Below are 21,547 nucleotides of genomic sequence, written 5' to 3' on the forward strand. Positions count from 1 at the left end.
GCATTTTTTTAGAAAAAAGTTCTAGAAATGTTTGCAGATACAAAAATAAACTGTACCTTTGCACTCGCAATTCGGAAGAATAGCAATAATAAAGGATTGATTCGCTAGCTCAGCAGGTAGAGCACAACACTTTTAATGTTGGGGTCTTGGGTTCGAGCCCCAAGCGGATCACTTGAAAATCAGAGAGTTACACTAAAGTAGCTCTCTTTTTTTATGCCCAAATTGTGCTGGTTTACATGGTTCAGTTAAACCGAGAGTTAAACGGGGATCAGTTTGAAAATTTGGGGGAATCTTTTCTTTTTTGTAGAGAACACAGTTGAACTTTTAAAAAAGAATTATATTTGTATTATTCATTACTGAAACTATGGCGAAGAATAATTTACTAAGTGAGCAACTTGCTTATATTGGTGTCAGTTGTACCCCTACGCATCTGCATTTGTGCAGTTATAATGCTGAAAGTATTTGTATGAAGGATGGGAAAGATATAGATAGTTTAATCCCTTATTTGAATAAGAATGCTATAAACTGGATACAAATTCATGGCTTTCAGAATACGGAGGTCATACAGCATGTCTGTCAGAATTTTAATGTCGACTTTTTGACGATACAAGATATTTTGAACTCCGACCATCAGACCAAGATAGAACAGCATGATACATATAATGTAGTGATTTTGAAGTTACTTTTTTCTAATGATGATGGCTATGTACCACAACAAATAGCCATTGTGCAAGGTGGAAATTATCTGTTGACTTTTATGGAAAAGGAAACAGACTTTCTGAATGATATAAATACGGCATTGGAAAAGAATGTGTTGAAAATACGTAGCCGGCAGTCTGATTTCCTGCTCAGTGTTATTCTAAACAGTGTGATGGCCAGCTTTATATCCATCATTTCGGAATTGGAAGACGGATTAGAGGATTTAGAAGAGCAATTGCTTTCGCCGGAACAGGCTGATATGCTCGGTATTGAAAATATACAGCAATACCGTCGTAATTTTCGTGTAATAAAGAAATGTATTTTACCATTAAAGGAGGAAATCAGCAAGTTGTTGCATCCGATCGATAATGATTTGTTGCACAAAGCAAGCCGTCCTTTCTTTAATGATGTCAATGATCATTTGCAGTTTGTATTGCAAACTTTAGATGGTTGCCGTGACATGATTTCAGCTTTGGTAGATATTTACCTTTCCAATAATGACCGACGGATGAACAGCATCATGAAACAGCTGACTGTTGTTTCTACTATATTTATTCCGTTGACTTTTCTGGCAGGAATCTGGGGAATGAATTTCCAATGGATGCCTGAACTGGGATGGCGGTATGGCTATGTATTTGCATGGACATTGATGTTGATACTAGTAGCAGTTATCTACTTCTATTTTAAGCGTAAAAAATGGTATTGATGAGAGAGGATGGATGGGATTTACTTAAATGTGAATCCCATATTCATGTTTTACTTCATTCATTACAAAGGTGCTTTCCAGTGAACCCAAACTGTCAATCGTGCCCAAGACATTGAGGATAAATTCCTGATAATACTTCATATTAGGGGAGTGTATTTTAAGCAAATAGTCATAACCGCCTGATATGTTATAGCACTCTGTTACTTCAGGGATATCCTGAATTATCCGTGTAAATTCCGCAGCAATGTCCCGGTTCAGTCTTCTTAGCTTGACACTGCAAAATACCACGAAGCCTTGGTTTAGTTTCTCAGCGTCCAATACAGCGATATATTTTTTTATATATCCTCCATTTTCCAATCGTTTGAGGCGTTCGAACACCGGAGTGGAGGAAAGGCTTACCCGTGCAGCCAGTTCTTTGGTGGTCAGTCGGGCATTTTCTTGCAAGGTACGTAGTATCTGCAAATCTACTTTGTCAAGTTTCTCTAAAGTACTCATAGAATAATATTCTTTCAAGAGGTTGATATTATTTTCATATCTGTCAATACAAATATATTGCATTTATCTTAGATTCCGGAGAAATTTTCGGGAAATGTAGTACAGGGTTATATTCTTTTTTTGTCGGAGAATGCAAGAAAAGGGCAGAATGATTTTATCTCTCAAAAATACTTTTTATCTTTGCAGTTGCTATGACAAAGTATATATATCTTTTTTATATCTTGTTAGGTGTATGCCTGTTGGCGGGCTTTGGTTCCGCATTTGATAGCGGACAGGAGCACGATGTGGTTCGTACAGTTGGTTTGGAAAACAGTGCGGTGGCGTTGTGTAACATATCTGAAAGTAATAATGGGCAGGAAAAAAAAGAGATAAATAATGAAAGCTACCATTTTTATAAAGTCGGTATCGGCGGTACAGCTACCTCTTTTTCTTTTCGCACCTTGTGCTCTTCTAAAATTCTGCGAACTCATTCCTCTGCTTCCGTCATAGCCAAGTTGGCCAGATTCTTGAAAGTACTTCTTCCTGAAGAAAAGCAAATTTCTTTTTCACCTATTCTTTATTTTACTCAATATTCCAGTGAATACTATATTTATCAGTTGAGGCGTATTCTTATTTAGTTTATTTTTTCTTCTCGGCAAGGTCTGTTTTTTATATCTTACATTTTTTTGTTTTTATATTTTCATAATGGGAACTGGGGTGGATGCTTGTTTCTTTTATGAACGGTGTTATATGTTAATAACTAATATATAATGGAATTTTTATTGGACTTTATACTTCACATTGACCAATATATGATAGATATTGTTCAAGAATATCATACTTGGGCTTATGTCATACTGTTTATAATCATTTTTTGCGAAACGGGATTGGTTGTCACTCCATTCCTCCCCGGAGATTCTTTGCTTTTTGTCGCGGGAGCTATTTCGGCTTTGCCCGATATGCCTTTGGAAGTTAATATTCTCGCTTTGGTTTTATTTCTTTCAGCTGTGCTGGGCGATTCCTGTAATTATATGATAGGACACTTTTTTGGAAATAAACTTTTCAATAATCCCGATTCCCGTATATTTAAGCAAAGTCATTTGGAAAAAACACATGAATTTTATAAAAAATACGGAGGAAAGACCATCATTATTGCCCGTTTTGTACCTATAGTCCGTACATTTGCTCCTTTTGTAGCAGGTATGGGCAAAATGCATTATTATTATTTTATGGTGTATAATCTGATAGGGGGAGCTTTGTGGGTTGGTATTTTCTGTTTTGCCGGTTATTTTTTCGGTGATCTTCCATTTGTACAGAAAAATCTGAAATTGCTGATTGTGGCTATTATTGTCGTTTCTATATTGCCTGCCGTTATAGAAGTAGGCAGGAATAAGTGGAAAACTCGCCATTACTAAAATCAAACATATCAAAAACAATTTATTCAAATTACATTTATGAAAAATTCTTTTTTTAGTCGATTTACACCTCAAGAACCTAAGTTTTTCCCTATGTTGAAACGTTTGTCTGAAATCCTGACCTCATCATCGGATTTATTGGTAGAAAGCATGCAGCATGATAAGCCGGAAGAGAGAGAAGACTATTACAAACGCATCAAAGATATGGAACGTGAAGGTGACAAGCAGACTCATTTAATTTTTGACGAATTGGGAAAAACTTTCATAACCCCTTTTGATCGTGAGGATATTCACGATTTGGCATCAACTATGGATGATGTAATAGATGGGATTAACAGTTGCGCCAAACGTATCACGATCTATAATCCCCATCCCATTGCTAATAGTGGAAAAGAGTTGAGTTTGTTGATACAGCAAGCGGCTGTTTATATAAGTAAGGCAATGGACGAATTGGAAATTTTCCGTAAAAAGCCTACTGAATTAAGAGCATGTTGTACAAAATTGCATGACATAGAGAATCAGGCGGATGATGTATATGAACTCTTTGTTAAGAAACTATTTGAGGAAGAAAAGGATTGCATAGAACTGATTAAGATCAAGGAGATAATGCATGAATTGGAGAAAACGACCGATGCGGCAGAACGGGTAGGAAAAATCTTGAGAAACCTGATTGTGAAATACGCATAAAAGCAGAAGGTACAATATGGAATTATTAGTGATTATTATTACTTTGGCTTTGATTTTTGACTATATTAACGGATTTCATGATGCAGCCAATTCAATAGCCACCATTGTGTCAACCAAGGTTCTTACTCCGTTCCAAGCGGTGATATGGGCGGCATTTTTTAATTTTGTTGCATTCTTTATTGCTAAATGTATAATCGGAGGGTTCGGAATAGCCAATACTGTATCCAAGACAGTAGTGGAACAGTATATTTCCTTGCCGATTATTCTTTCGGGGGTTATTGCAGCTATTGTCTGGAATCTGTTTACATGGTGGAAGGGGATTCCTTCTTCTTCTTCGCATACGCTGATCGGAGGTTTTGCCGGTGCTGCTATTATGGCTCATGGTTTTGATGCCATTCAGCTCAATATTATTTTGAAGATTGCTGTTTTTATCTTTTTGGCACCATTTATAGGGATGGTTGTTGCTTTTGGATTTACGTTGCTTGTCCTTCACATTTGTCGTCGTGCACATCCGAATACGGCTGAGATGTGGTTTAAGAAATTGCAGCTTGTTTCTTCGGCTTTGTTCAGTATAGGGCATGGACTGAATGATTCCCAGAAGGTAATGGGTATTATTGCTGCTGCCCTGATCGCTGCTCATTCGGAAGGGTTAAGAATGGGAATAAATAGTATCAATGATTTGCCGGATTGGGTGGCATTTTCTTGTTTTACTGCCATTTCTTTAGGAACGATGTCAGGCGGATGGAAGATTGTGAAAACCATGGGAACTAAGATTACCAAAGTAACTCCTTTGGAGGGAGTTGTTGCGGAAACTGCTGGCGCATTTACATTGTATCTGACAGAATATTTGAAAATACCTGTAAGTACAACCCATACCATTACAGGAGCTATTATCGGAGTGGGTGCTACTAAGCGTCTTTCAGCCGTCCGATGGGGAATAACAAGAAGCCTGATGACGGCTTGGGTGTTGACTATTCCTGTCAGTGGAATATTGGCCGCTGTTATTTACGGAGTGGTTACTCTTTTTTAGAATGACCGGATTGTAGGCTGTTCTAGAAAATAAAGATCTGTCGTGACCGAGGTGACTGGGAAGTTACCTCGGTTTTGTATACATACCCATTTGTAGGTAAAAAGTGGATGAAACTAATAATAAATATAAAATGTTATTGTGAGTTTGTTATTTGTTTCTATTTTTGTAGTGGTCTTACTGAACACAAAAATGAGAGAAAACGCAAAAGGCAGGATTTTTATAGCATGGCTGTTGTTAATGACGCTTATGCCATTTTTCATGGTGAAGACTTTTCACCACCATGAAGAAGATGCCGTTTGCCATTCTGATAGTGGGAATTCTCATGATTCCTCTCATCAGTGTCCCGTGTGCAATTTCACACTTTCACCTTTTACACAAGTTGAAACATTACAACTTCATATTGTTCTTCCGGTTTTTGATTATCAGCCGAAAATAACAGTGGATAAGGTTTGCCAGGTTAAATCTTATCCTTATTATCTGCGTGCACCTCCCGTTTGCTGATTCACATAGTATCTTTTATTTATTCACAACATCAAATGATTGTAATTTATGCGTATCAGATATGTTTCGGGTACGCTGGGAATGTTTTTTACCTTGTTTTCAAATGCACAGGTAGTTTCTGATACGATTAAAAGTGTGGATTTATCCGAAGTGGTGGTGACTGGATCTTACCGACATGCTCAGGAGAAAAAGACTACCCTGACACTCGAGTTGTTTCAGAAAGATTATTTGAACCGGCATTTTACCGGTAATTTGGTACAGACTTTGAAAAATGTTCCCGGTGTACACTCGATGGATATTGGTGCGGGATTCTCCAAACCTATGATTCGTGGTTTGGGATTCAACCGTATTGCCGTATCCGAAAATGGAATAAAACAAGAGGGGCAACAATGGGGGGCCGACCATGGACTGGAAATTGATGCTTTTAATGTAGACGAGGTACGGATTCTGAAAGGTCCGTCTTCACTGCTCTACGGCAGTGATGCGATGGGAGGTGTCATCGAAATCCTTCCTTTGCTTCCACAAAAAGAGAACCGATTTTTTGGTGAGGCTGCCTTATTGGGAAAATCAGTGAACGGCACTGTGGGCGGTTCACTGATGCTAGGTATTGAGAAGAATGCATGGCTGGTCAGAGTACGTTTTTCAGAACAGCACTATGGAGATTATCATGTACCGGTCGATACCATTGTATATCTTACCCAGTTGGTGCCTGTTTACGGTCGTAAGCTGAAAAACACCGCTGGGTTCGAGCGCAATGTTTCTGTCATGGGAGATTATAGAAAGAAGTTTTATCAGATGAATATTGCTGTGAGCAATGTTTATCAGAAGATGGGCTTCTTTCTCGGTGCTCATGGCATTCCTGATATTTCCCGTTTGGAGGATGATGAGAACAGCCGTAATATTGAATTGCCTTATAGCAAAGTGAACCATCTTAAAGTAACCACGCATCAACAGTATCTTTGGAATGGGATACAACTTTCAGGTGATTTCGGCTATCAGTTCAATCATCGGGAGGAATGGAGTGCTTTCCATACCCATTATGACACTCAGATGATGCCTGCAAAGGATCCGGATAGGGAACTGGTGTTCAAACTGCATACATTCAGCTCCTCTCTGAAGCTGCGGTTGTCCAGCTCTTCTTCCTGGGAGCATATGGCAGGGTGGAATATGCAGATACAGAAAAATGCGATTGGCGGATATTCTTTTCTGCTACCGGAATACAAGCGTTTTACTACCGGAGCTTTTTGGCTGACGACTTTCCGATTGGATAATCAGTTGTCTGTAACTGGTGGGATACGTTATGATCGGGGAAGGATTGATATAGCGGCATTCGAAGATCCTTATTTGGTGGAGTATCTGCACAGACAGGGATATGAAGAAGAGGTAATACAGGCATATCGTTGGCGAAGTTATCCGGTGGACAGGGCTTATGGTAATTATTCCTGTTCGGCGGGAGTAGTGTGGACACCCGCTGCCGGTCATCTTCTGAAGATGAATGTGGGACGTAGCTTCCGTTTGCCGGGAGTCAATGAATTAGCATCCAACGGAGTGCATCACGGAACTTTCCGTCATGAAAAAGGGGATGCCACTCTTTCTTCGGAACAAGGATGGCAGATTGATGCTTCCTATACCTTGGCTTATAAAAAAATGGAACTGGTTGTTTCATCTTTTGCCAGTTGGTTTGATAATTATATTTATTTGCGCCCTATGGGAGAATGGTCTGTATTGCCCCATGCTGGACAGATTTATCAATATAGTGGCGCACGTGCTTTGTTCATGGGTGGTGAGATAAATTTCAATATGGATTTTCTACGCCATTTTAATTATCGTTTAGTCGGTGAGTATGTCTATACTTATAATCGTGACGAACATACGGCTTTAAGTTTTTCACCTCCTGTATCCATGCGTAATATTCTGACATGGAATAAAAAGGATTTTCAGTTGTATGCTGAACTTCAAAGTATAGCTTCGCAGAACCGTATAGCGAGGAATGAAGACCGCACACCCGGAGCTTGTTTGATTCATCTGGGTGGAAGTATTCATATACCTATGGCCAAGGCGGATATTGAAATATCTTTGGGCATTCGTAATTTGTCGGATGTGAAATATTACAATCATTTGAGTTTTTATAGGAAAGTGGAAATCCCTGAACCGGGAAGAAGCTTTCAGATTTCGATTAAAGTACCATTTAAACAATTATTAAAATGAAAACAAAATTTTATTTTCTTGTAATCAGCTTTTTGGCTATATGCTCTGTTTGTCTGCCTGCGTGTGATAATGATGAAAAAGGGGATGTAACAAAGCCCGTGATCGATTTGATAGAACCCGAAGAGGGAGCGGTGTTGAAAATTGGTAATGGGAAAGGGGTACATTTTGAAATGAATCTGTCAGATGATGTGATGTTGAGATCGTATAAAATCAATATTCATAATAATTTTGACCACCACGGACATGATTCCCGGGCAGCCGGAGAGAAAAACACAGCTTTTACTTTTGACAAGGTATATGATGTTTCCGGTTTGAAGAATACAAAAGTACATCATCATGATATTGTTATTCCGGCCGATGCTGCTCCCGGAGATTATCATCTGATGGTATGGTGTACCGATGCGGCGGGCAATCAGACAGAAGTGGCTCGTAATATTGTCTTGAGTGCGGATGGAGGTACTGAAACGGAACATGATCATGAGTGATTTTTTGTATTAATCGTATTGTGTGTATTAATTGTCTGGTGGCGGTCGATGTGAATCGGCCGTCACTTTATTTTGTTAGATGTCGCCAAAGAATAATTTTCTTCCAGGAGGTAATAATCCGTTTGTAAATAGAATATTTGTTCTATAAATAGTGATAATTGTAGCTCTATTTTCTTTATTTTTAGTATATCTTGTTTGATATAACTGCCTTTAATACCTTTGCAACAGGTAAAAACAGAAATATATAACTTTAAAAAGATAAAGATTATGGCTACAAAAAAATTACATTTCGAAACATTACAACTTCACGTAGGACAGGAACAGCCAGACCCGGCTACGGATGCTCGTGCAGTTCCTATTTATCAGACTACATCTTATGTATTTCATAACTCGGCACATGCAGCCGCACGTTTTGGTTTACAAGATCCGGGTAATATTTATGGGCGTCTGACTAATTCCACACAAGGTGTTTTTGAACAACGTGTGGCTGCATTGGAAGGGGGAGTGGCAGGACTTGCGGTAGCTTCCGGGGCTGCTGCCATTACTTATGCGTTTCAGAACATTACTCGTGCAGGTGATCATGTTGTAGCTGCAAAGACTATTTACGGAGGTACTTATAACCTGCTGGCGCATACGTTGCCGACTTATGGTGTGACTGCTACATTTGTGGACCCTGGTGATCTTTCTAATTTTGAGAAAGCTATTCAGGAGAATACAAAGGCGGTGTTTATCGAGACTTTGGGGAATCCTAATTCGAATATTATAGATATAGAGGCTGTGGCGGAAATAGCACATCGCCATCACATACCTTTGATTATTGATAACACTTTTGGTACTCCTTATCTGATTCGTCCCATCGAGCACGGAGCAGATATTGTGGTACATTCCGCTACAAAATTTATTGGTGGTCATGGAACTTCACTGGGTGGCGTGATTGTTGATTCAGGTAAATTTGACTGGGTGGCATCAGGTAAATTCCCTCAACTGACAGAACCGGATCCTTGCTATCATGGGGTGCGTTTTGTAGAGGCGGCAGGTCCGGCTGCTTATGCTGTCCGTATTCGTGCTATTTTATTGCGTGATACCGGTGCAACTATCAGTCCGTTTAATGCTTTTATTCTGTTGCAGGGATTGGAGACACTTTCATTGCGTGTGGAACGTCATGTAGAGAATGCGTTGAAAGTGGTGGAGCATTTGAAAAATCATCCGAAGATCAAGAAAGTAAATCACCCTTCCTTGCCGGAACATCCTGACCATGCTCTGTATCAGCGTTATTTCCCCAATGGAGCTAGTTCTATTTTCACTATCGAAGTGAAAGGTGGTCAGGAAGAAGCACATCGTTTCATCGATAGTTTGGAAATCTTTTCTTTATTGGCCAATGTCGCCGATGTGAAGTCATTGGTTATCCATCCTGCCAGTACCACTCACTCCCAGTTGAATGCGGAAGAATTGGCGGAACAGGGTATTTATCCGGGGACAGTGCGTTTATCAATAGGTACGGAACATATAGATGATTTGCTGGCCGATTTGGATCAGGCATTAGCTGGAATTTAATAAGATATATTAATAGAATAAGGAATATTACTACAATATAAAATCAATATATGGATAAGAAGTGTATGCCGGAGGTTTGTGTAAAGATACATTATACATGCTTCTGGCATTACTTTATTTTTACTGATAAAAAAGGATAGATCATTAATCCAAATAGGATTCTTTTTTGTTATTAAAAAAAGAATTTTTGCGGAAGTGGGGTTTCAAAGGCTTAATTTAAGAGTTTATGGATACCGTTTCTTTAACTTAAATACAATGGTTATGAATCTAGTCCTTGCTATTATTCCGGTATTGCTATTAATTATCCTGATGGCGTTTTTTAAAATGTCCGGTGACAAAAGTAGTGTGATTTCCCTTGTCGTTACTATGCTGATTGCTTTTTTCGGCTTTCATTTTCCGGTAAACGATTTGCTGTCTTCTTTTCTGTATGGTGCATTGAAAGCTGTTTCTCCTATTCTGATTATTATTTTGATGGCGATATTCAGCTATAATGTTTTATTGAAGACTGAAAAAATGGAGATTATCAAGCAACAGTTTTCTTCTATTTCTACCGATAAAAGTATTCAGGTATTGCTGTTGACATGGGGATTTGGCGGCTTGCTTGAAGCTATGGCAGGATTTGGTACGGCAGTGGCTATACCTGCGGCGATTCTTGTCAGTCTCGGATTCAAACCGGTCTTTTCGGCAACAGTCAGTTTGATTGCCAATAGTGTGGCTACTGCTTTTGGGGCTATTGGTACACCGGTCCTGGTATTGGCGAAAGAAACGAATCTGGATGTGCTGGTGCTAAGCGCCAATGTCGTGTTGCAGCTTTCGGTACTGATGTTTCTCATTCCTTTCGTATTGCTGTTCCTGACCGATCCGAAGTTAAGATCCTTACCTAAAAATATCTTCCTGTCTTTGTTGGTCGGTGGTGTGTCGTTAGGCAGCCAGTATGTTGCCGCTCGTTATATGGGGGCGGAATCTCCGGCTATTATTGGAAGTATTTTATCCATCATTGTTATTGTGGCCTATGGCAAACTGACTGCTTCTAAAGAGGAAAAAGTAAGGAAAAGCACATTGAAAGGGCTAGAGGTACTGAACGCGTGGAGTATCTATCTTCTTATCTTGTTCTTGATTGTTCTGACTAGTCCGTTGTTTCCCGGTTTACGTACAACACTTGAAAATAATTGGGTGACCCGTATCAGTCTTCCGATTAATGATTCAACTATGAATTATACGGTTTCTTGGCTGACCCATGCGGGAGTTTTACTTTTTGTAGGCACGTTTGTCGGCGGGCTGATACAGGGAGCCAAGATATGGGAGCTGTTTGCTGTACTCTGGAATACGGTAAAGCAGTTAAAGAAAACTTTTATCACGGTAATTTGTCTGGTGAGTTTGTCCACTATCATGGATACGGCAGGTATGATTTCAGTTATAGCCACTGCTTTGGCAGTTGCTACAGGAAGTCTTTATCCGTTGTTTGCCCCTGTTATAGGTTGCCTGGGTACCTTTATTACGGGCAGTGACACTTCTTCAAATATTTTGTTCGGCAAATTACAGGCTAATGTGGCCGGGCATATTCAAGTAAGTCCCGACTGGTTGTCGGCAGCCAATACGGTGGGGGCGACAGGTGGAAAAATAATTTCTCCGCAAAGTATCGCTATTGCCACTTCTGCCGGAAACCAACAGGGAAAAGAAGGAGAAATCCTAAAATCCGCCATTCCATATGCATTGGCGTATGTGTTGATAACCGGAGTGATTGTTTATATTTTCAGCTGATAATCGTTTGTAAATTCAAGAGGGCGTTTTAATATTGCCTGTTACGGATTGAAATACCCTGTAAACGAGGATCAACTGTTGAAAAATCGTAAAAAAAGAGATGGATAGGAGATTTATTGCCAAAAAAGAATTTAATTTGAACCGTTTTATAATTTATAAAAAAAAGAACATGAACGAATTAATTGCTAAAATCAAAGAATTGAACGAAGCTTTTATGTCTGATGCAGCATTGCAGATTGAAAAAGGTAACAAAGCTGCAGGAACACGCGCACGTAAAGCATCATTGGAATTGGAAAAACTGATGAAAGAATTTAGAAAAGCATCTTTGGAAGCTTCTAAATAATCCTTCATTCGTCTTTTAAAGATTTTTATAAGCCATCCTTCGGGGTGGCTTTCTTATTTTCTACCAGGTTTTGCTTTTATTTCGGGGGATAATTGATATTTTTGTATTTTTATTGGTGGGTGGTTAACCTAAAGGAGAAGGGATGTTTATGAAGAATATGTGTCTATTGCCTGTATGGGCGGTTTTATTGATTATAGCAGGGACTTTCTTTTCTTGTGAAAAGAAGAAGGATATGGCTATATACCGTCAGGCGGATTCTTTGAACTTGCTTTCTTATCGTATGCGCTATAAAAATTTGGACACAGCGTGTAAAGCGGCGCATGACGCCTACAAACTGGCGGATGGATTCCCCTCCCTGCGTGCCGGGGCATTGAATAATCAGGGTTTCTGCGCCTTTATCCACATGGACTTTGAAAAAGCCGAAGATCTTTTTCTTCGCGTATATGAGGAATCAAACAATGAATTGGAATGTTTGATAGCAGATATCGGTATGATGAAAATTTGTCAGCGTACCGCCATGAACAAGGAGTTCTATGATTATCGTAACAGTGCGTTACGGCGTATGAAGCGTATCAGTGATGACCGTTCTGCTATAACCGATCCCGGAGAGCTGGAGCGGCTTAATTATGCCCGTTCCGAGTTTTCCATTGCTTCTGCCATCTATTACTATTATTTGCAGCAGGAACAGCAGTCTTTGGAGGCGATTAATGAAATAAAAGTAGACGAGGCGCTGGAAAGTGATACTGCCCAATTGCTCTATTATTATTATATGAAAGGGTCTGGCGGTATGTATGAAGCGGATACACCGCAGGATGTGGTATTGGGTGAGTTTAACTATCTGATAGAATGTCTGGGTATCAGCAGGGAATACGGGTATGTCTATTTCGAGGCGAATGCATCTCAGGCAATGGCAGAATTGCTGAAAGAGAGGAAAAATTTCGATTTGATAATGGAAAGGCGTCCCAATGTGATGCGTGCCATCAATAACGAGGACTTGTCGTGGGAGGAATTGACCATGCGTTTTGCCTGGCAGGCTTTGGATTTGTTCAAAAAATATGGAGATTTGTATCAGATTTCGGGTACATACCGCACTTTGGCGTCGTGCAGCAACGAGCAAGGCAGGTATGAAGACGCGCTGCATTACTTGTCGGAAGCACTGGGGTACGTCAATCGGCATCACGAGAAATATTACCATTGTACGGATACCATGGACAGGCTACGTCCGTATGTTCCCATGGCTACCACTTCCATTGAACTGGAATGGATTAATGACGATGGTATAAAAAGTGTTCCCGAATGGATTGCCCGTTTCCGTGAACAATTGAGTGTAACATATGCAGCGTTAGGAATGAAACCCCAGTCGGATTATAATCGTAATATTTATCTGGATATTTTGGACTACACCCGCCAGGACAAAGAATTGGAGAGCCGTTATAATGCGTTGGAAAAGGAATCGGAGGCCTTGAACGGACTTCTGGTGGTAGTGGTGATTGGTATCGTTGTCCTTATCATTCTATTTTGGATATTGAATAAAAGATGGCGTGTGCGGAATGCTCTTTATATTGATAAGTTGAAACGTACTTTGGAAATATGCCGTAAGATAACGGCTTCCGTACCCATTGATGCGGGGGAGATAGAGGATGTGACAAAAGCGGTAGTTGCCTCGGTGAAAGAGGATATCCTTTCGTTGGTGGGAGCGACGGACTTCCGTATTGTGGCTGAAAATGGAGAGGGGAATGAGGTGCCGGGGCAAGGGATTTGTACAAGTTTTATCTTGAATATTCCGGGCAGGGAACAACCTTTGGGCGAGGTGCACCTGTATTCGGAGCACAAAATGAAGAAAGATGATAAAGCACTGATGAGGGTCATTACACCTTACATTTCGTGGACACTGGAGAATGGACTGGCTTTTATTTCGTTGGGCGATGAACGGAAACGGCTGGAAAAGGAGCAATATGTCCATGAACAGCATTTGGCGGAGAATAAACGGCAGAATCTGGTGAAGAAAGCCTGTCTGTTTATTGTCACAGGCATTATGCCTTATATAGACCGCATCATGAATGAAGTGCATAAACTAACCGCACACAACTACATTCAGAACGAAGAAATAAAAGAAAGCAAATACCGTTATATCGACGAACTGATTACCCGTATCAATGAGTATAATGATATTCTGGCCTTATGGATTAAGATGCGGCAGGGGACACTGAGTTTGAATATAGAGAATTTTGAGTTGAATTCCCTTTTTGATGTACTGGTAAAAGGGCGTAAGACTTTCGAGATGAAACAACAGACTCTGACCATAGAGCCGACTGCCGCCATTGTGAAAGCGGATAAGGCTCTGACGCTTTTCATGATAAATACATTGACGGAAAACGCCCGTAAATATACGCAGCCGGGAGGAAATGTTTCTGTTTATGCGCAGGAAACGGAATCTTACGTGGAGATTTCGGTGAAAGATGACGGTCCGGGACTTTCACAGGAAGATGTGGAGCGTATTCTGAGTGAGAAAGTTTATGATTCGGGTAAAATCGGATTGCAGACCAGCGAAAATGTCAGCGAATTGCAGAAGAATAAAGGTCACGGTTTCGGTTTGATGAATTGCAAAGGCATTATTGATAAATATAAGAAGACCAATGAGATATTCCGGGTCTGCCTGTTCCGGATAGAAAGTGAATTGGGGAAAGGCAGCCGTTTCTATTTCCGTTTGCCCAAAGGAGTGCGCAAAACGTTGATGTTGGTGTTGGTCGCTTTTCTTCCTGTCCTGGCAGGATGTAATGAGGGGAGGGAGAAAGATGGGAAAGCGGAACAGCTCACTGTCAATGATTCCATTCAGCGATATGATAAATTATTGGCTGTTGCGAATGAATATGCATACGATGTTTACAATTGTAACATTGATGGATTATATCAACAGGCATTGTGTTATGCGGACAGTGCTCTATATTGTTTGAATAAGCATTATATTATGTATTCGGGCAGCAAAGGGCCTTTGTTGGAATTGGAAGGAGAGGGGGTAGCAGCGGATTTAGATTGGTTCAACCGGCATTTTGATACCGATTACTATGCCTTGCTGGATGTTCGCAACGAGGCAGCAGTCGCCTTTTTGGCTTTAGGTAATCTGGAGGCTTATCGTTATAACAATAATGCTTATACGGCGCTGTACAAACAGATCAGTGAGGACACCTCATTGGAGCAATATTGCCGCCAGATGCAGCTTTCTGCCAATAATAAGACGGTGGCTATCATTCTTTGTGTGGTTATTTTGTTGGTATTGCTGGTGGGATATTATATTCTGTATTTCCGCCACCGTTTGATTTATCGTTATAACTTGGAACAGGTGTTGGAAATCAACAAGCAGGTGTTTTCGGCCTCTTTGCTTGACGGAAGGGCCGACCGGGATATTGCTGCAAGTCTGGTCAATGATATGTTTGAGACGGTGAATGAGTTGCTGCCCGTTGATGTGTTGGGCGTAGCGGTTTATAGTGAAGACAACCACAGCTTGAATTATGCTTTTTCACCGGTGGAGGATGAGAATGAAGAAATGCGTGAGATGATGGCTCGTAGTTTTGACGCGAAGACACCTTATTGGCGTGAGAAAGATAGGGTAAAATGTTTGCCCTTGTGGGTGGAAGCAGGTAACGAGAATCGTTGCACGGGTGTGCTGGCATTGAAAATCGCTTTGCCTGTGGAGCGTGAGGACGACCGCTTGATGCTGGAGCTTGTGGCCGGATATGTAGCCATCATTGTATATAATGCAGTGGTACTGATGGCGCAGAAATATCGGGATATAGAAAGTGCGCAGGATGATGCGCGCCGAGCCATACGGGAGGAAAACCAGTTGCATGTGCAAAATCTGGTATTGGACAATTGCTTGTCAACCATTAAGCATGAGACAATCTATTATCCTAACCGGATAAAACAGATTATCGACAGGTTGAACACCCGTCAGGCTGGAGAAAACGAAGCTGTGCAAGTAGAAACGATTGGTGAGTTGATCAGTTATTATAAGGATATATTTACTTTGCTGAGTTCATGCGCCGCACGTCAGTTGGAAGAAATTACTTTCCGCAGAGGTGTTGTGAAAGCCGGCGAACTGGCCGATTATGCGGTACGGTATATAAAACGTGCTGGAAAACGTATGCCGCATCGGGTAGAACTGAGGACGGAGGTGGAACATGTTTCCGTATTGGGAGATGTCATTCAGCTGAAGTTTATGTTGGAGAATTTAATAGATGAAGCGCTATCATACGAGGTGGATGGTGTTTTGGAATTGTGTATTTATAAGGATAAGGATTTTGTGCGGTTTGATTTCCGCGATACGCGTCGCGAAAAGTCGCAGGAGGAGTTGAACTTGTTGTTCTACCCGCATCTGTCTCGTATGAAGCAGGGGCAGGAAGGAGTTCTGACCGGTACGGAATACCTTATTTGTAAGCAGGTGATTCGTGACCATGATGAATTTGCCGGAAGACGCGGTTGCCGTATCAATGCGCAGCCTGCCGCTGAAGGAGGGTTCACCGTATGGTTCACCCTGCCTGCCCGTTGAATGTAGAATGTAAAAAAACAATGCATATTATGGAGAATAATAGATTTAAAGTCATCATTGTAGAGGATGTCAAACTGGAATTAAAAGGAACGGAAGAGATATTCAGACACGAAATTCCGAATGCGGAAGTCATCGGAACGGCTATGACTGAGAATGAGTTTTGGGAATTGCTGAAAGTGCAGTTGCCCGATATGGTTTTATTGGACTTGGGCTTGGGGGGATCGACTACCATCGGTGTGGAAATCTGTTCTTCTTTACGGAAGAACTATCCGGATATGAAGGTGCTGATTTTTACTGGTGAGGTATTGAACGAAAAGTTATGGGTGGATGCGCTGAATGCGGGTGCGGATGGTATAATCCTGAAGACGGGAGAGTTGCTGACTGCCACAGATGTACAGGCGGTGATGGATGGCAAGAAACTGGTTTTCAATTATCCCATTCTGGAGAAAATAGTGGCACGTTTCAAGCAGTCGGTGGCTCAGGAGCAGCGCAGGCAGGAAGCTGTCATTAATTATGATATTGATGAATATGATGAGCGTTTGCTTCGCCATCTGGCCTTGGGGTATACCAAAGAAATGATTACTAATCTGAAAGGGATGCCTTTCGGGGTCAAATCCATAGAGAAGCGTCAGAATGAATTGATAAACCGTTTGTTCACATTGGATGAAAGAAGTGGTGTCAATGCCTGTCGATTGGTGACCCGTGCTTTCGAGTTGCGGATTCTTGACATTGATAATTTGGAACCGGATGAAGAGTAAATATTATTTTCCTCATACCGCTACTGTGTTTTTTCTGCTGACGGTAGCTGTAGCCTTGTTCTCATGGATAGGAAGTATTTATGGGCTGGGGAAGGTGCAAAGCCTGCTCAGTCCCGAAGGAATCCGGTGGGAATTGAGGCATGCTATGGGGAATTTTGTCCAGACACCGGCATTGGGCATAGTAATGATGCTTTTTTTAGGGTTCGGCATTACGGTTCATTCCGGGGTATGGGGTACGTTGGGGAGGATAGTGAAAAGAGGAAAGCCCATTTCCCGTAAGGAAAAACGTGCGTTGATATTGGCAGGTTGTATACTGCTTGTTTATATCATAATGATTATTTGCACCACTTTTGCCCCATGGACTATGTTGCGTAGCGTGACGGGATCTCTCACGAACTCTCCGTTTCAAAAAGGGATTTATTATCTCATTTCGTTTGGTGTGGGATTGTCGGGTATGGCTTTCGGTTATGCATCGGGACGTTTTCGGGATGATAAGGATATAATAAAAGGTATGTCCTGTCTCTTTTCTCGTTTTGCCGATTACTTTGTGGTGCTTTTTTTTATAGTTCAGTTCTTTTCTTCATTGATGTATACGAATTTGGTGGAATGGGTTGGAATAGATTCATATATAGTGTCTTACGCTTTCCATATTTGTTGCTATTTACCTTTTGCTTGGATGCTGAATAGAAAAAAAATAGATTGTTAATGCAAAAAAGTTGCGGATTCTTTTGGTAATTTCAATAAAAACCGTACCTTTGCACTCGCAATTAAGGATGGTTCCGTAGCTCAGCTGGATAGAGCAACGCCCTTCTAAGGCGTGGGTCTTGCGTTCGAATCGCAACGGAATCACTATTAACATCCGGTAACAGTTAAATGTTATCGGATTTTTCTTTTAAATAGCTGATATTAAACGTTTTACTTTCGCCCCGTTTAACTTTTAATAACCTGCCTGTGTAGGCATATTTGTAGGCATATCCCCTCTACAGGCATAAAATAGGCATATAAAAATGACGGCAATAAGAGTTGTAAGACAAGGCAAAAAAGGCAAAACCGACCGGCTCCCCCTGTATGTGGAATTTTATATCAACCGCGAGAAAATAAGGATCGCGGTAAGGTTAAGTGTCACCTCTAAAGAATGGGATGAGCAAAACGAAGTGATAAAAGGCCGGGACAAAGAAAGTAAGGATAAAAATTTAATCATCTCCAATATCCGTTCACGAGTAAGCGATATATTTGTCCGTGCCCGTCTTAAAAATGAGACGCTGACAAAAGAAAGTTTCTTCCGCCAGTATAACAATCCCTCCGATTTTGGTACCTTCTTTGATTTTGCACGGGTTTACCTCAAACAAATTAGCAAAACTATTTCTTTCGGTACCTGGAAACATCACGTTTCTATCATCAAGAAACTGGAAACATTCGCACCCGGCCTTGTATTTTCAGAGATTACCCACGAATTTCTCCTGTCTTTCTTTGCATATCTTCGCAAAATAGGTAACATGGATTCTACGGCATGGCGTAACATGGCTACTATCAAAATATATGTAGGTGCCGCCATACGCGGCGGTTATATGGACCAGGACCCGTTCGCGGCCATAAAGATACGTCGCCCCAAAAGTGAAGTTATATACCTGACGGAAGAAGAACTCCTCCGTCTGACCGCCTTGTACCGGTCCGGCCGCCTGGAAGAATGTACCCAGAACGTACTCCGTTTTTTTCTGTTTCTTTGTTTTACTTCTTTGCATATAGGCGATGCAAAAGCATTGCAGATAAACCAGTTCATAGGGAATGAACTACACTACACACGAGGTAAGACAAAAATACCGGTAACTGTACCCTTATCGGACCCGGCACGTTATATCTATGAATATTACCGGGCCGGACGTACAAAAGGTAACTTGTTTATGAACCTTCCCACGGATCAGGATATAAACCGGGTATTGAAAACAATAGCCGGTAAAGTAGGAATAACAAAGGATATCAGTTCAAAGACCGGGCGGCATACATTCGCTACCTTGTATTATAAGAAAACACATGATATCGTAACGCTATCCCACCTTTTGGGACATAGTTCTATAACTATGACAATGGTTTACGCACATGCTCTGGAAGATGAACGCGAAGCGGGAATACACGCCTTTGATGATATGTTATAACTAAAAGAGTGAAGGGGAAACGTGTTTCCCGCTTCCCCCTTCACTTTTTCTACTCCAACGTATAAACGCTCCAGTCTATCGCCTTTTTAAGTTCCCAGCCTTCCTTTTGTGTCTCCTGTATATGTTTCACGGCACCGGTGTAAAACTCTTGTAGTTGCTGCATACTTGCAAACTCGTAAAACGTCGGGTTGTCTTCTTCCCCGAGCTTGAAAGTAACAGGAAGGTTTTCCCCGCCTGTCTGCAAGGCAAGATCGTACGCCGTCTTATAATTCATCTGGTTCTCCATGGAAAGCCAGACTTTCAGGCCGTTCCATACGTACCCGCTTTCGATCGTGTCGGTTATCTTCCGGTTATACCATTCATTAATAACCGCCTTGATTTCTGCCAGTGCGGGTAGATGATCGAACGTCTCTTCCATGTAACTACGCTGCACTCCTTCTGCTGTCTCTGTTTCCTGGTAATCCCACGTAATACGCCAGATTCCCCGGCGGCGGTTGGTACATCTTACCGGTTCCGCCTTGCTGTCTGCATAAATTCGTATCATTTCAAGTAAAATGTATAATTATCAATCCTTTTTCACTTACTTCACCTTCGCAATGTGCTTCAAAAGGCAGTTCTCCGTCTCTTGCCGCTGATTCACAAATGAAAAGTGTTTCCTCCAGGCTGGTAAAATACTTTCTCTCCTTGCCGTCGAGTTCCAGCTTTATAACAGTCCGGTTTCCGTTTTTCGTCGGAACATCCTTTTCATAATCAAGTACGATCACATCCTTGTTCATCAGTTCGGGCGACTTGATCCTTGCCCCGGTAAATCGTTTCCGTCCGTCTTTAGGCTTGTACTTGTAGCCCAGATCTTTTAATTTTTTCATTTTCTTTCCTGTTAGTTTATAAAATAAGTTCTTGCAATCGGCATGTTTTGTAAGCCCGTAAAATGAGGCGGTCAGCTCCTGCCTGCGTTTCTTGCTTTTAACCTTGTGCATCTTGCGGGCGAACTTTTGTTTGTTACGCTTCCTTAACCGTACATGATCCGGGCGGGTTACATATCCCAGGAAGTCGATACCTTCGGTGATCGGGAAAACGGTATCATTGCTTTTAATCTCCAGGCGGGCTTTACGGGCCTGTTCATGAATGATATCCCTAACCTTCCAAAGGTATTTCTTACTACCGGAAAGCACCAGACCGTCGTCACAATACCGGTAATAGTGTGCTACTGCCTCCTGATCCTTTAACCGGTGATCCAGGTAAATGGATAGAAGCAAATTACAAAGCCCCTGTGATGATCTTAGCCCGATACTTACGCCTTTAGGCATCATGCGGATGCACTCTTCCAGGATTCCGATTAATATTTTATCCTTGAACATCTTTTTCACTGCATCCAGCAAAATGTCCTGGTCTACGCTTTCATAGAATTTCGTTATATCGAACTGGTACCCGAACAGGGTTCCTTCGGGATCATCCTTTATATCTTTAACGATATACTGTAAAAGGTCATGCGTTCCCCTGTTTTTAATGGATGCGGAAGTAGTCCGGATAAAACGTACTTTCAAATGCCGGTCCACCACATTCATAACAGCGTTAAGAACGATCCTGTCCTCCAGGGAAACCGATTGTACGGTCCTTACCTTCGGCCCGTCGTCTACGGTCATTTCCCGATATCCTCCGAGCTTGAACCGCCCACTCCTGATCCGCTGCCTGATCCTCTCTACTGCCTTCGGGACATCCGCCAGTATTCTACGCCCGGCAAAGCTGCGCTTTCGTCTTCTTTTGCGCAATACCGTTTTTATGGCGTCCTCTATATTGGAGTCCTCGACAATCTCTTCTATAATATTATCTTCTCTCCACATGATAATTAAATTAGCCTTCAATTCCCCGGGCCGGGCTTCTTCGAAAAAAATTCCTACCAAACCCCATTGCCCTGCGCTTTATTTTTCCCCTTTCCAGCCGTAAACGGCTGCTGTTGGCGAGGCTCATTCCTCTTGGCTCCACGCCGGGGACACGTCCCCACTGTTGTACGCCAATCTTTAAGGCTTATGCGCTTTTTCTTTATCCTAATTGTTTGCAAGCCGAACGCCGATGTTCGCATTCGTGTTCGATGAATCGTTATTCGCGTTCGCATACGAAACACCGCCTAACGCGTTCGCGTTGTTGTTCGACCGATACACCACACGAGTGTATATGAGGAAATCCGCCTTTGTACTTTCAGGAAGCACCGGCACCCGTCTTACTTCCG

The 21,547-nt window shown here is 41.5% G+C and carries 18 protein-coding genes and 2 tRNA genes; 17 read left to right on the forward strand and 3 right to left on the reverse strand.

All coding sequences use genetic code 11. From position 1 onward, the window contains the following. Positions 1-98: 98 nt before the first annotated feature. Positions 99-171 (forward strand) — tRNA-Lys (locus AB5062_RS08500). Between the two features lie 193 nt (positions 172-364). Further along, on the forward strand, positions 365-1,405 hold the full coding sequence (corA, locus tag AB5062_RS08505) for a magnesium/cobalt transporter CorA (protein ID WP_005843785.1): 1,041 nt from the start codon (positions 365-367) through the stop codon (positions 1,403-1,405). A 24-nt stretch (positions 1,406-1,429) separates the two neighbouring features. Here the strand turns inward: corA and AB5062_RS08510 are convergent, their stop codons facing one another. Next, complete coding sequence (locus AB5062_RS08510) at positions 1,430-1,900, reverse strand: Lrp/AsnC family transcriptional regulator (RefSeq protein ID WP_032938873.1); 471 nt, start codon at positions 1,898-1,900, stop codon at positions 1,430-1,432. A 191-nt stretch (positions 1,901-2,091) separates the two neighbouring features. Here AB5062_RS08510 and AB5062_RS08515 point away from each other — a divergent pair, with 191 nt between their 5' ends. The 15 genes from AB5062_RS08515 (at position 2,092) to AB5062_RS08585 (ending at position 19,320) form a co-directional block, all read left to right on the forward strand. Further along, positions 2,092-2,517 carry a hypothetical protein gene (locus AB5062_RS08515; RefSeq protein ID WP_005843790.1) on the forward strand — a complete coding sequence of 142 codons (426 nt, stop codon included), beginning with the start codon at positions 2,092-2,094 and terminating at the stop codon, positions 2,515-2,517. A 132-nt stretch (positions 2,518-2,649) separates the two neighbouring features. Continuing rightward, the gene (locus AB5062_RS08520) at positions 2,650-3,294 is read left to right on the forward strand and encodes a DedA family protein (protein WP_005843792.1); all 645 of its coding nucleotides are present in this window, start codon (positions 2,650-2,652) and stop codon (positions 3,292-3,294) included. A 39-nt stretch (positions 3,295-3,333) separates the two neighbouring features. After that, positions 3,334-3,981 carry a DUF47 domain-containing protein gene (locus tag AB5062_RS08525; protein ID WP_008667234.1) on the forward strand — a complete coding sequence of 216 codons (648 nt, stop codon included), beginning with the start codon at positions 3,334-3,336 and terminating at the stop codon, positions 3,979-3,981. Between the two features lie 16 nt (positions 3,982-3,997). Further along, complete coding sequence (locus AB5062_RS08530) at positions 3,998-5,011, forward strand: inorganic phosphate transporter (protein ID WP_011965707.1); 1,014 nt, start codon at positions 3,998-4,000, stop codon at positions 5,009-5,011. Positions 5,012-5,149: 138 nt separating this feature from the next. Continuing rightward, the gene (locus tag AB5062_RS08535) at positions 5,150-5,512 is read left to right on the forward strand and encodes a hypothetical protein (protein ID WP_011965708.1); all 363 of its coding nucleotides are present in this window, start codon (positions 5,150-5,152) and stop codon (positions 5,510-5,512) included. 48 nt (positions 5,513-5,560) lie between these two features. Further along, a complete protein-coding gene (locus tag AB5062_RS08540) occupies positions 5,561-7,720 on the forward strand; it encodes a TonB-dependent receptor (protein WP_011965709.1) in 2,160 nt (719 codons plus the stop codon). Continuing rightward, positions 7,717-8,205 (forward strand): DUF4625 domain-containing protein, encoded by a 489-nt coding sequence (locus tag AB5062_RS08545; protein ID WP_011965710.1) that lies wholly within the window; start codon positions 7,717-7,719, stop codon positions 8,203-8,205. Before AB5062_RS08540 ends, AB5062_RS08545 begins: the two co-directional genes overlap by 4 nt. 267 nt (positions 8,206-8,472) lie before the next feature. Then, the gene (locus AB5062_RS08550; RefSeq protein WP_005843805.1) at positions 8,473-9,759 is read left to right on the forward strand and encodes an O-acetylhomoserine aminocarboxypropyltransferase/cysteine synthase family protein; all 1,287 of its coding nucleotides are present in this window, start codon (positions 8,473-8,475) and stop codon (positions 9,757-9,759) included. Positions 9,760-10,020: 261 nt separating this feature from the next. Further along, positions 10,021-11,520: an L-lactate permease gene (locus AB5062_RS08555; protein WP_032953253.1), complete on the forward strand. Its 1,500-nt coding sequence runs from the start codon at positions 10,021-10,023 to the stop codon at positions 11,518-11,520. A 169-nt stretch (positions 11,521-11,689) separates the two neighbouring features. Further along, complete coding sequence (locus tag AB5062_RS08560; RefSeq protein WP_005843810.1) at positions 11,690-11,863, forward strand: histone H1; 174 nt, start codon at positions 11,690-11,692, stop codon at positions 11,861-11,863. A 148-nt stretch (positions 11,864-12,011) separates the two neighbouring features. After that, positions 12,012-16,409, forward strand: coding sequence for a DUF5113 domain-containing protein (locus tag AB5062_RS08565; RefSeq protein ID WP_005848054.1), 4,398 nt, complete (start codon positions 12,012-12,014; stop codon positions 16,407-16,409). A 29-nt stretch (positions 16,410-16,438) separates the two neighbouring features. After that, positions 16,439-17,167, forward strand: a complete 729-nt coding sequence (locus tag AB5062_RS08570) for a DUF5932 domain-containing protein (protein WP_005843813.1) — start codon at positions 16,439-16,441, stop codon at positions 17,165-17,167. Continuing rightward, positions 17,157-17,873 carry an AbgT family transporter gene (locus AB5062_RS08575; RefSeq protein WP_032953231.1) on the forward strand — a complete coding sequence of 239 codons (717 nt, stop codon included), beginning with the start codon at positions 17,157-17,159 and terminating at the stop codon, positions 17,871-17,873. The genes AB5062_RS08570 and AB5062_RS08575 overlap by 11 nt, the downstream gene beginning before the upstream one ends. Positions 17,874-17,942: 69 nt before the next feature. Next, positions 17,943-18,016, forward strand: a tRNA-Arg gene (locus AB5062_RS08580). 158 nt (positions 18,017-18,174) lie between these two features. Beyond that, positions 18,175-19,320: a site-specific integrase gene (locus AB5062_RS08585; protein WP_004303351.1), complete on the forward strand. Its 1,146-nt coding sequence runs from the start codon at positions 18,175-18,177 to the stop codon at positions 19,318-19,320. A 49-nt stretch (positions 19,321-19,369) separates the two neighbouring features. Here the strand turns inward: AB5062_RS08585 and AB5062_RS08590 are convergent, their stop codons facing one another. Then, the gene (locus AB5062_RS08590; RefSeq protein ID WP_004325876.1) at positions 19,370-19,864 is read right to left on the reverse strand and encodes a hypothetical protein; all 495 of its coding nucleotides are present in this window, start codon (positions 19,862-19,864) and stop codon (positions 19,370-19,372) included. Position 19,865: 1 nt separating this feature from the next. Beyond that, positions 19,866-21,161, reverse strand: a complete 1,296-nt coding sequence (locus AB5062_RS08595) for a reverse transcriptase domain-containing protein (RefSeq protein WP_004325875.1) — start codon at positions 21,159-21,161, stop codon at positions 19,866-19,868. Positions 21,162-21,547 lie beyond the last annotated feature (386 nt).

This window comes from Phocaeicola sp. RTP21359st1_B8_RTP21360_211022 (assembly GCF_040911965.1).
GTDB lineage: Bacteria > Bacteroidota > Bacteroidia > Bacteroidales > Bacteroidaceae > Phocaeicola > Phocaeicola vulgatus.

Coding starts and splice junctions, on each gene's coding strand:
- corA (WP_005843785.1), top strand. CDS start 365: ATGGCGAAGAATAATTTACTAAGTGAGCAACTTGCTTATATTGGTGTC.
- AB5062_RS08510 (WP_032938873.1), bottom strand. CDS start 1,900: ATGAGTACTTTAGAGAAACTTGACAAAGTAGATTTGCAGATACTACGT.
- AB5062_RS08515 (WP_005843790.1), top strand. CDS start 2,092: ATGACAAAGTATATATATCTTTTTTATATCTTGTTAGGTGTATGCCTG.
- AB5062_RS08520 (WP_005843792.1), top strand. CDS start 2,650: ATGGAATTTTTATTGGACTTTATACTTCACATTGACCAATATATGATA.
- AB5062_RS08525 (WP_008667234.1), top strand. CDS start 3,334: ATGAAAAATTCTTTTTTTAGTCGATTTACACCTCAAGAACCTAAGTTT.
- AB5062_RS08530 (WP_011965707.1), top strand. CDS start 3,998: ATGGAATTATTAGTGATTATTATTACTTTGGCTTTGATTTTTGACTAT.
- AB5062_RS08540 (WP_011965709.1), top strand. CDS start 5,561: ATGCGTATCAGATATGTTTCGGGTACGCTGGGAATGTTTTTTACCTTG.
- AB5062_RS08545 (WP_011965710.1), top strand. CDS start 7,717: ATGAAAACAAAATTTTATTTTCTTGTAATCAGCTTTTTGGCTATATGC.
- AB5062_RS08550 (WP_005843805.1), top strand. CDS start 8,473: ATGGCTACAAAAAAATTACATTTCGAAACATTACAACTTCACGTAGGA.
- AB5062_RS08555 (WP_032953253.1), top strand. CDS start 10,021: ATGAATCTAGTCCTTGCTATTATTCCGGTATTGCTATTAATTATCCTG.
- AB5062_RS08560 (WP_005843810.1), top strand. CDS start 11,690: ATGAACGAATTAATTGCTAAAATCAAAGAATTGAACGAAGCTTTTATG.
- AB5062_RS08565 (WP_005848054.1), top strand. CDS start 12,012: ATGAAGAATATGTGTCTATTGCCTGTATGGGCGGTTTTATTGATTATA.
- AB5062_RS08570 (WP_005843813.1), top strand. CDS start 16,439: ATGGAGAATAATAGATTTAAAGTCATCATTGTAGAGGATGTCAAACTG.
- AB5062_RS08575 (WP_032953231.1), top strand. CDS start 17,157: ATGAAGAGTAAATATTATTTTCCTCATACCGCTACTGTGTTTTTTCTG.
- AB5062_RS08585 (WP_004303351.1), top strand. CDS start 18,175: ATGACGGCAATAAGAGTTGTAAGACAAGGCAAAAAAGGCAAAACCGAC.
- AB5062_RS08590 (WP_004325876.1), bottom strand. CDS start 19,864: ATGATACGAATTTATGCAGACAGCAAGGCGGAACCGGTAAGATGTACC.
- AB5062_RS08595 (WP_004325875.1), bottom strand. CDS start 21,161: ATGTGGAGAGAAGATAATATTATAGAAGAGATTGTCGAGGACTCCAAT.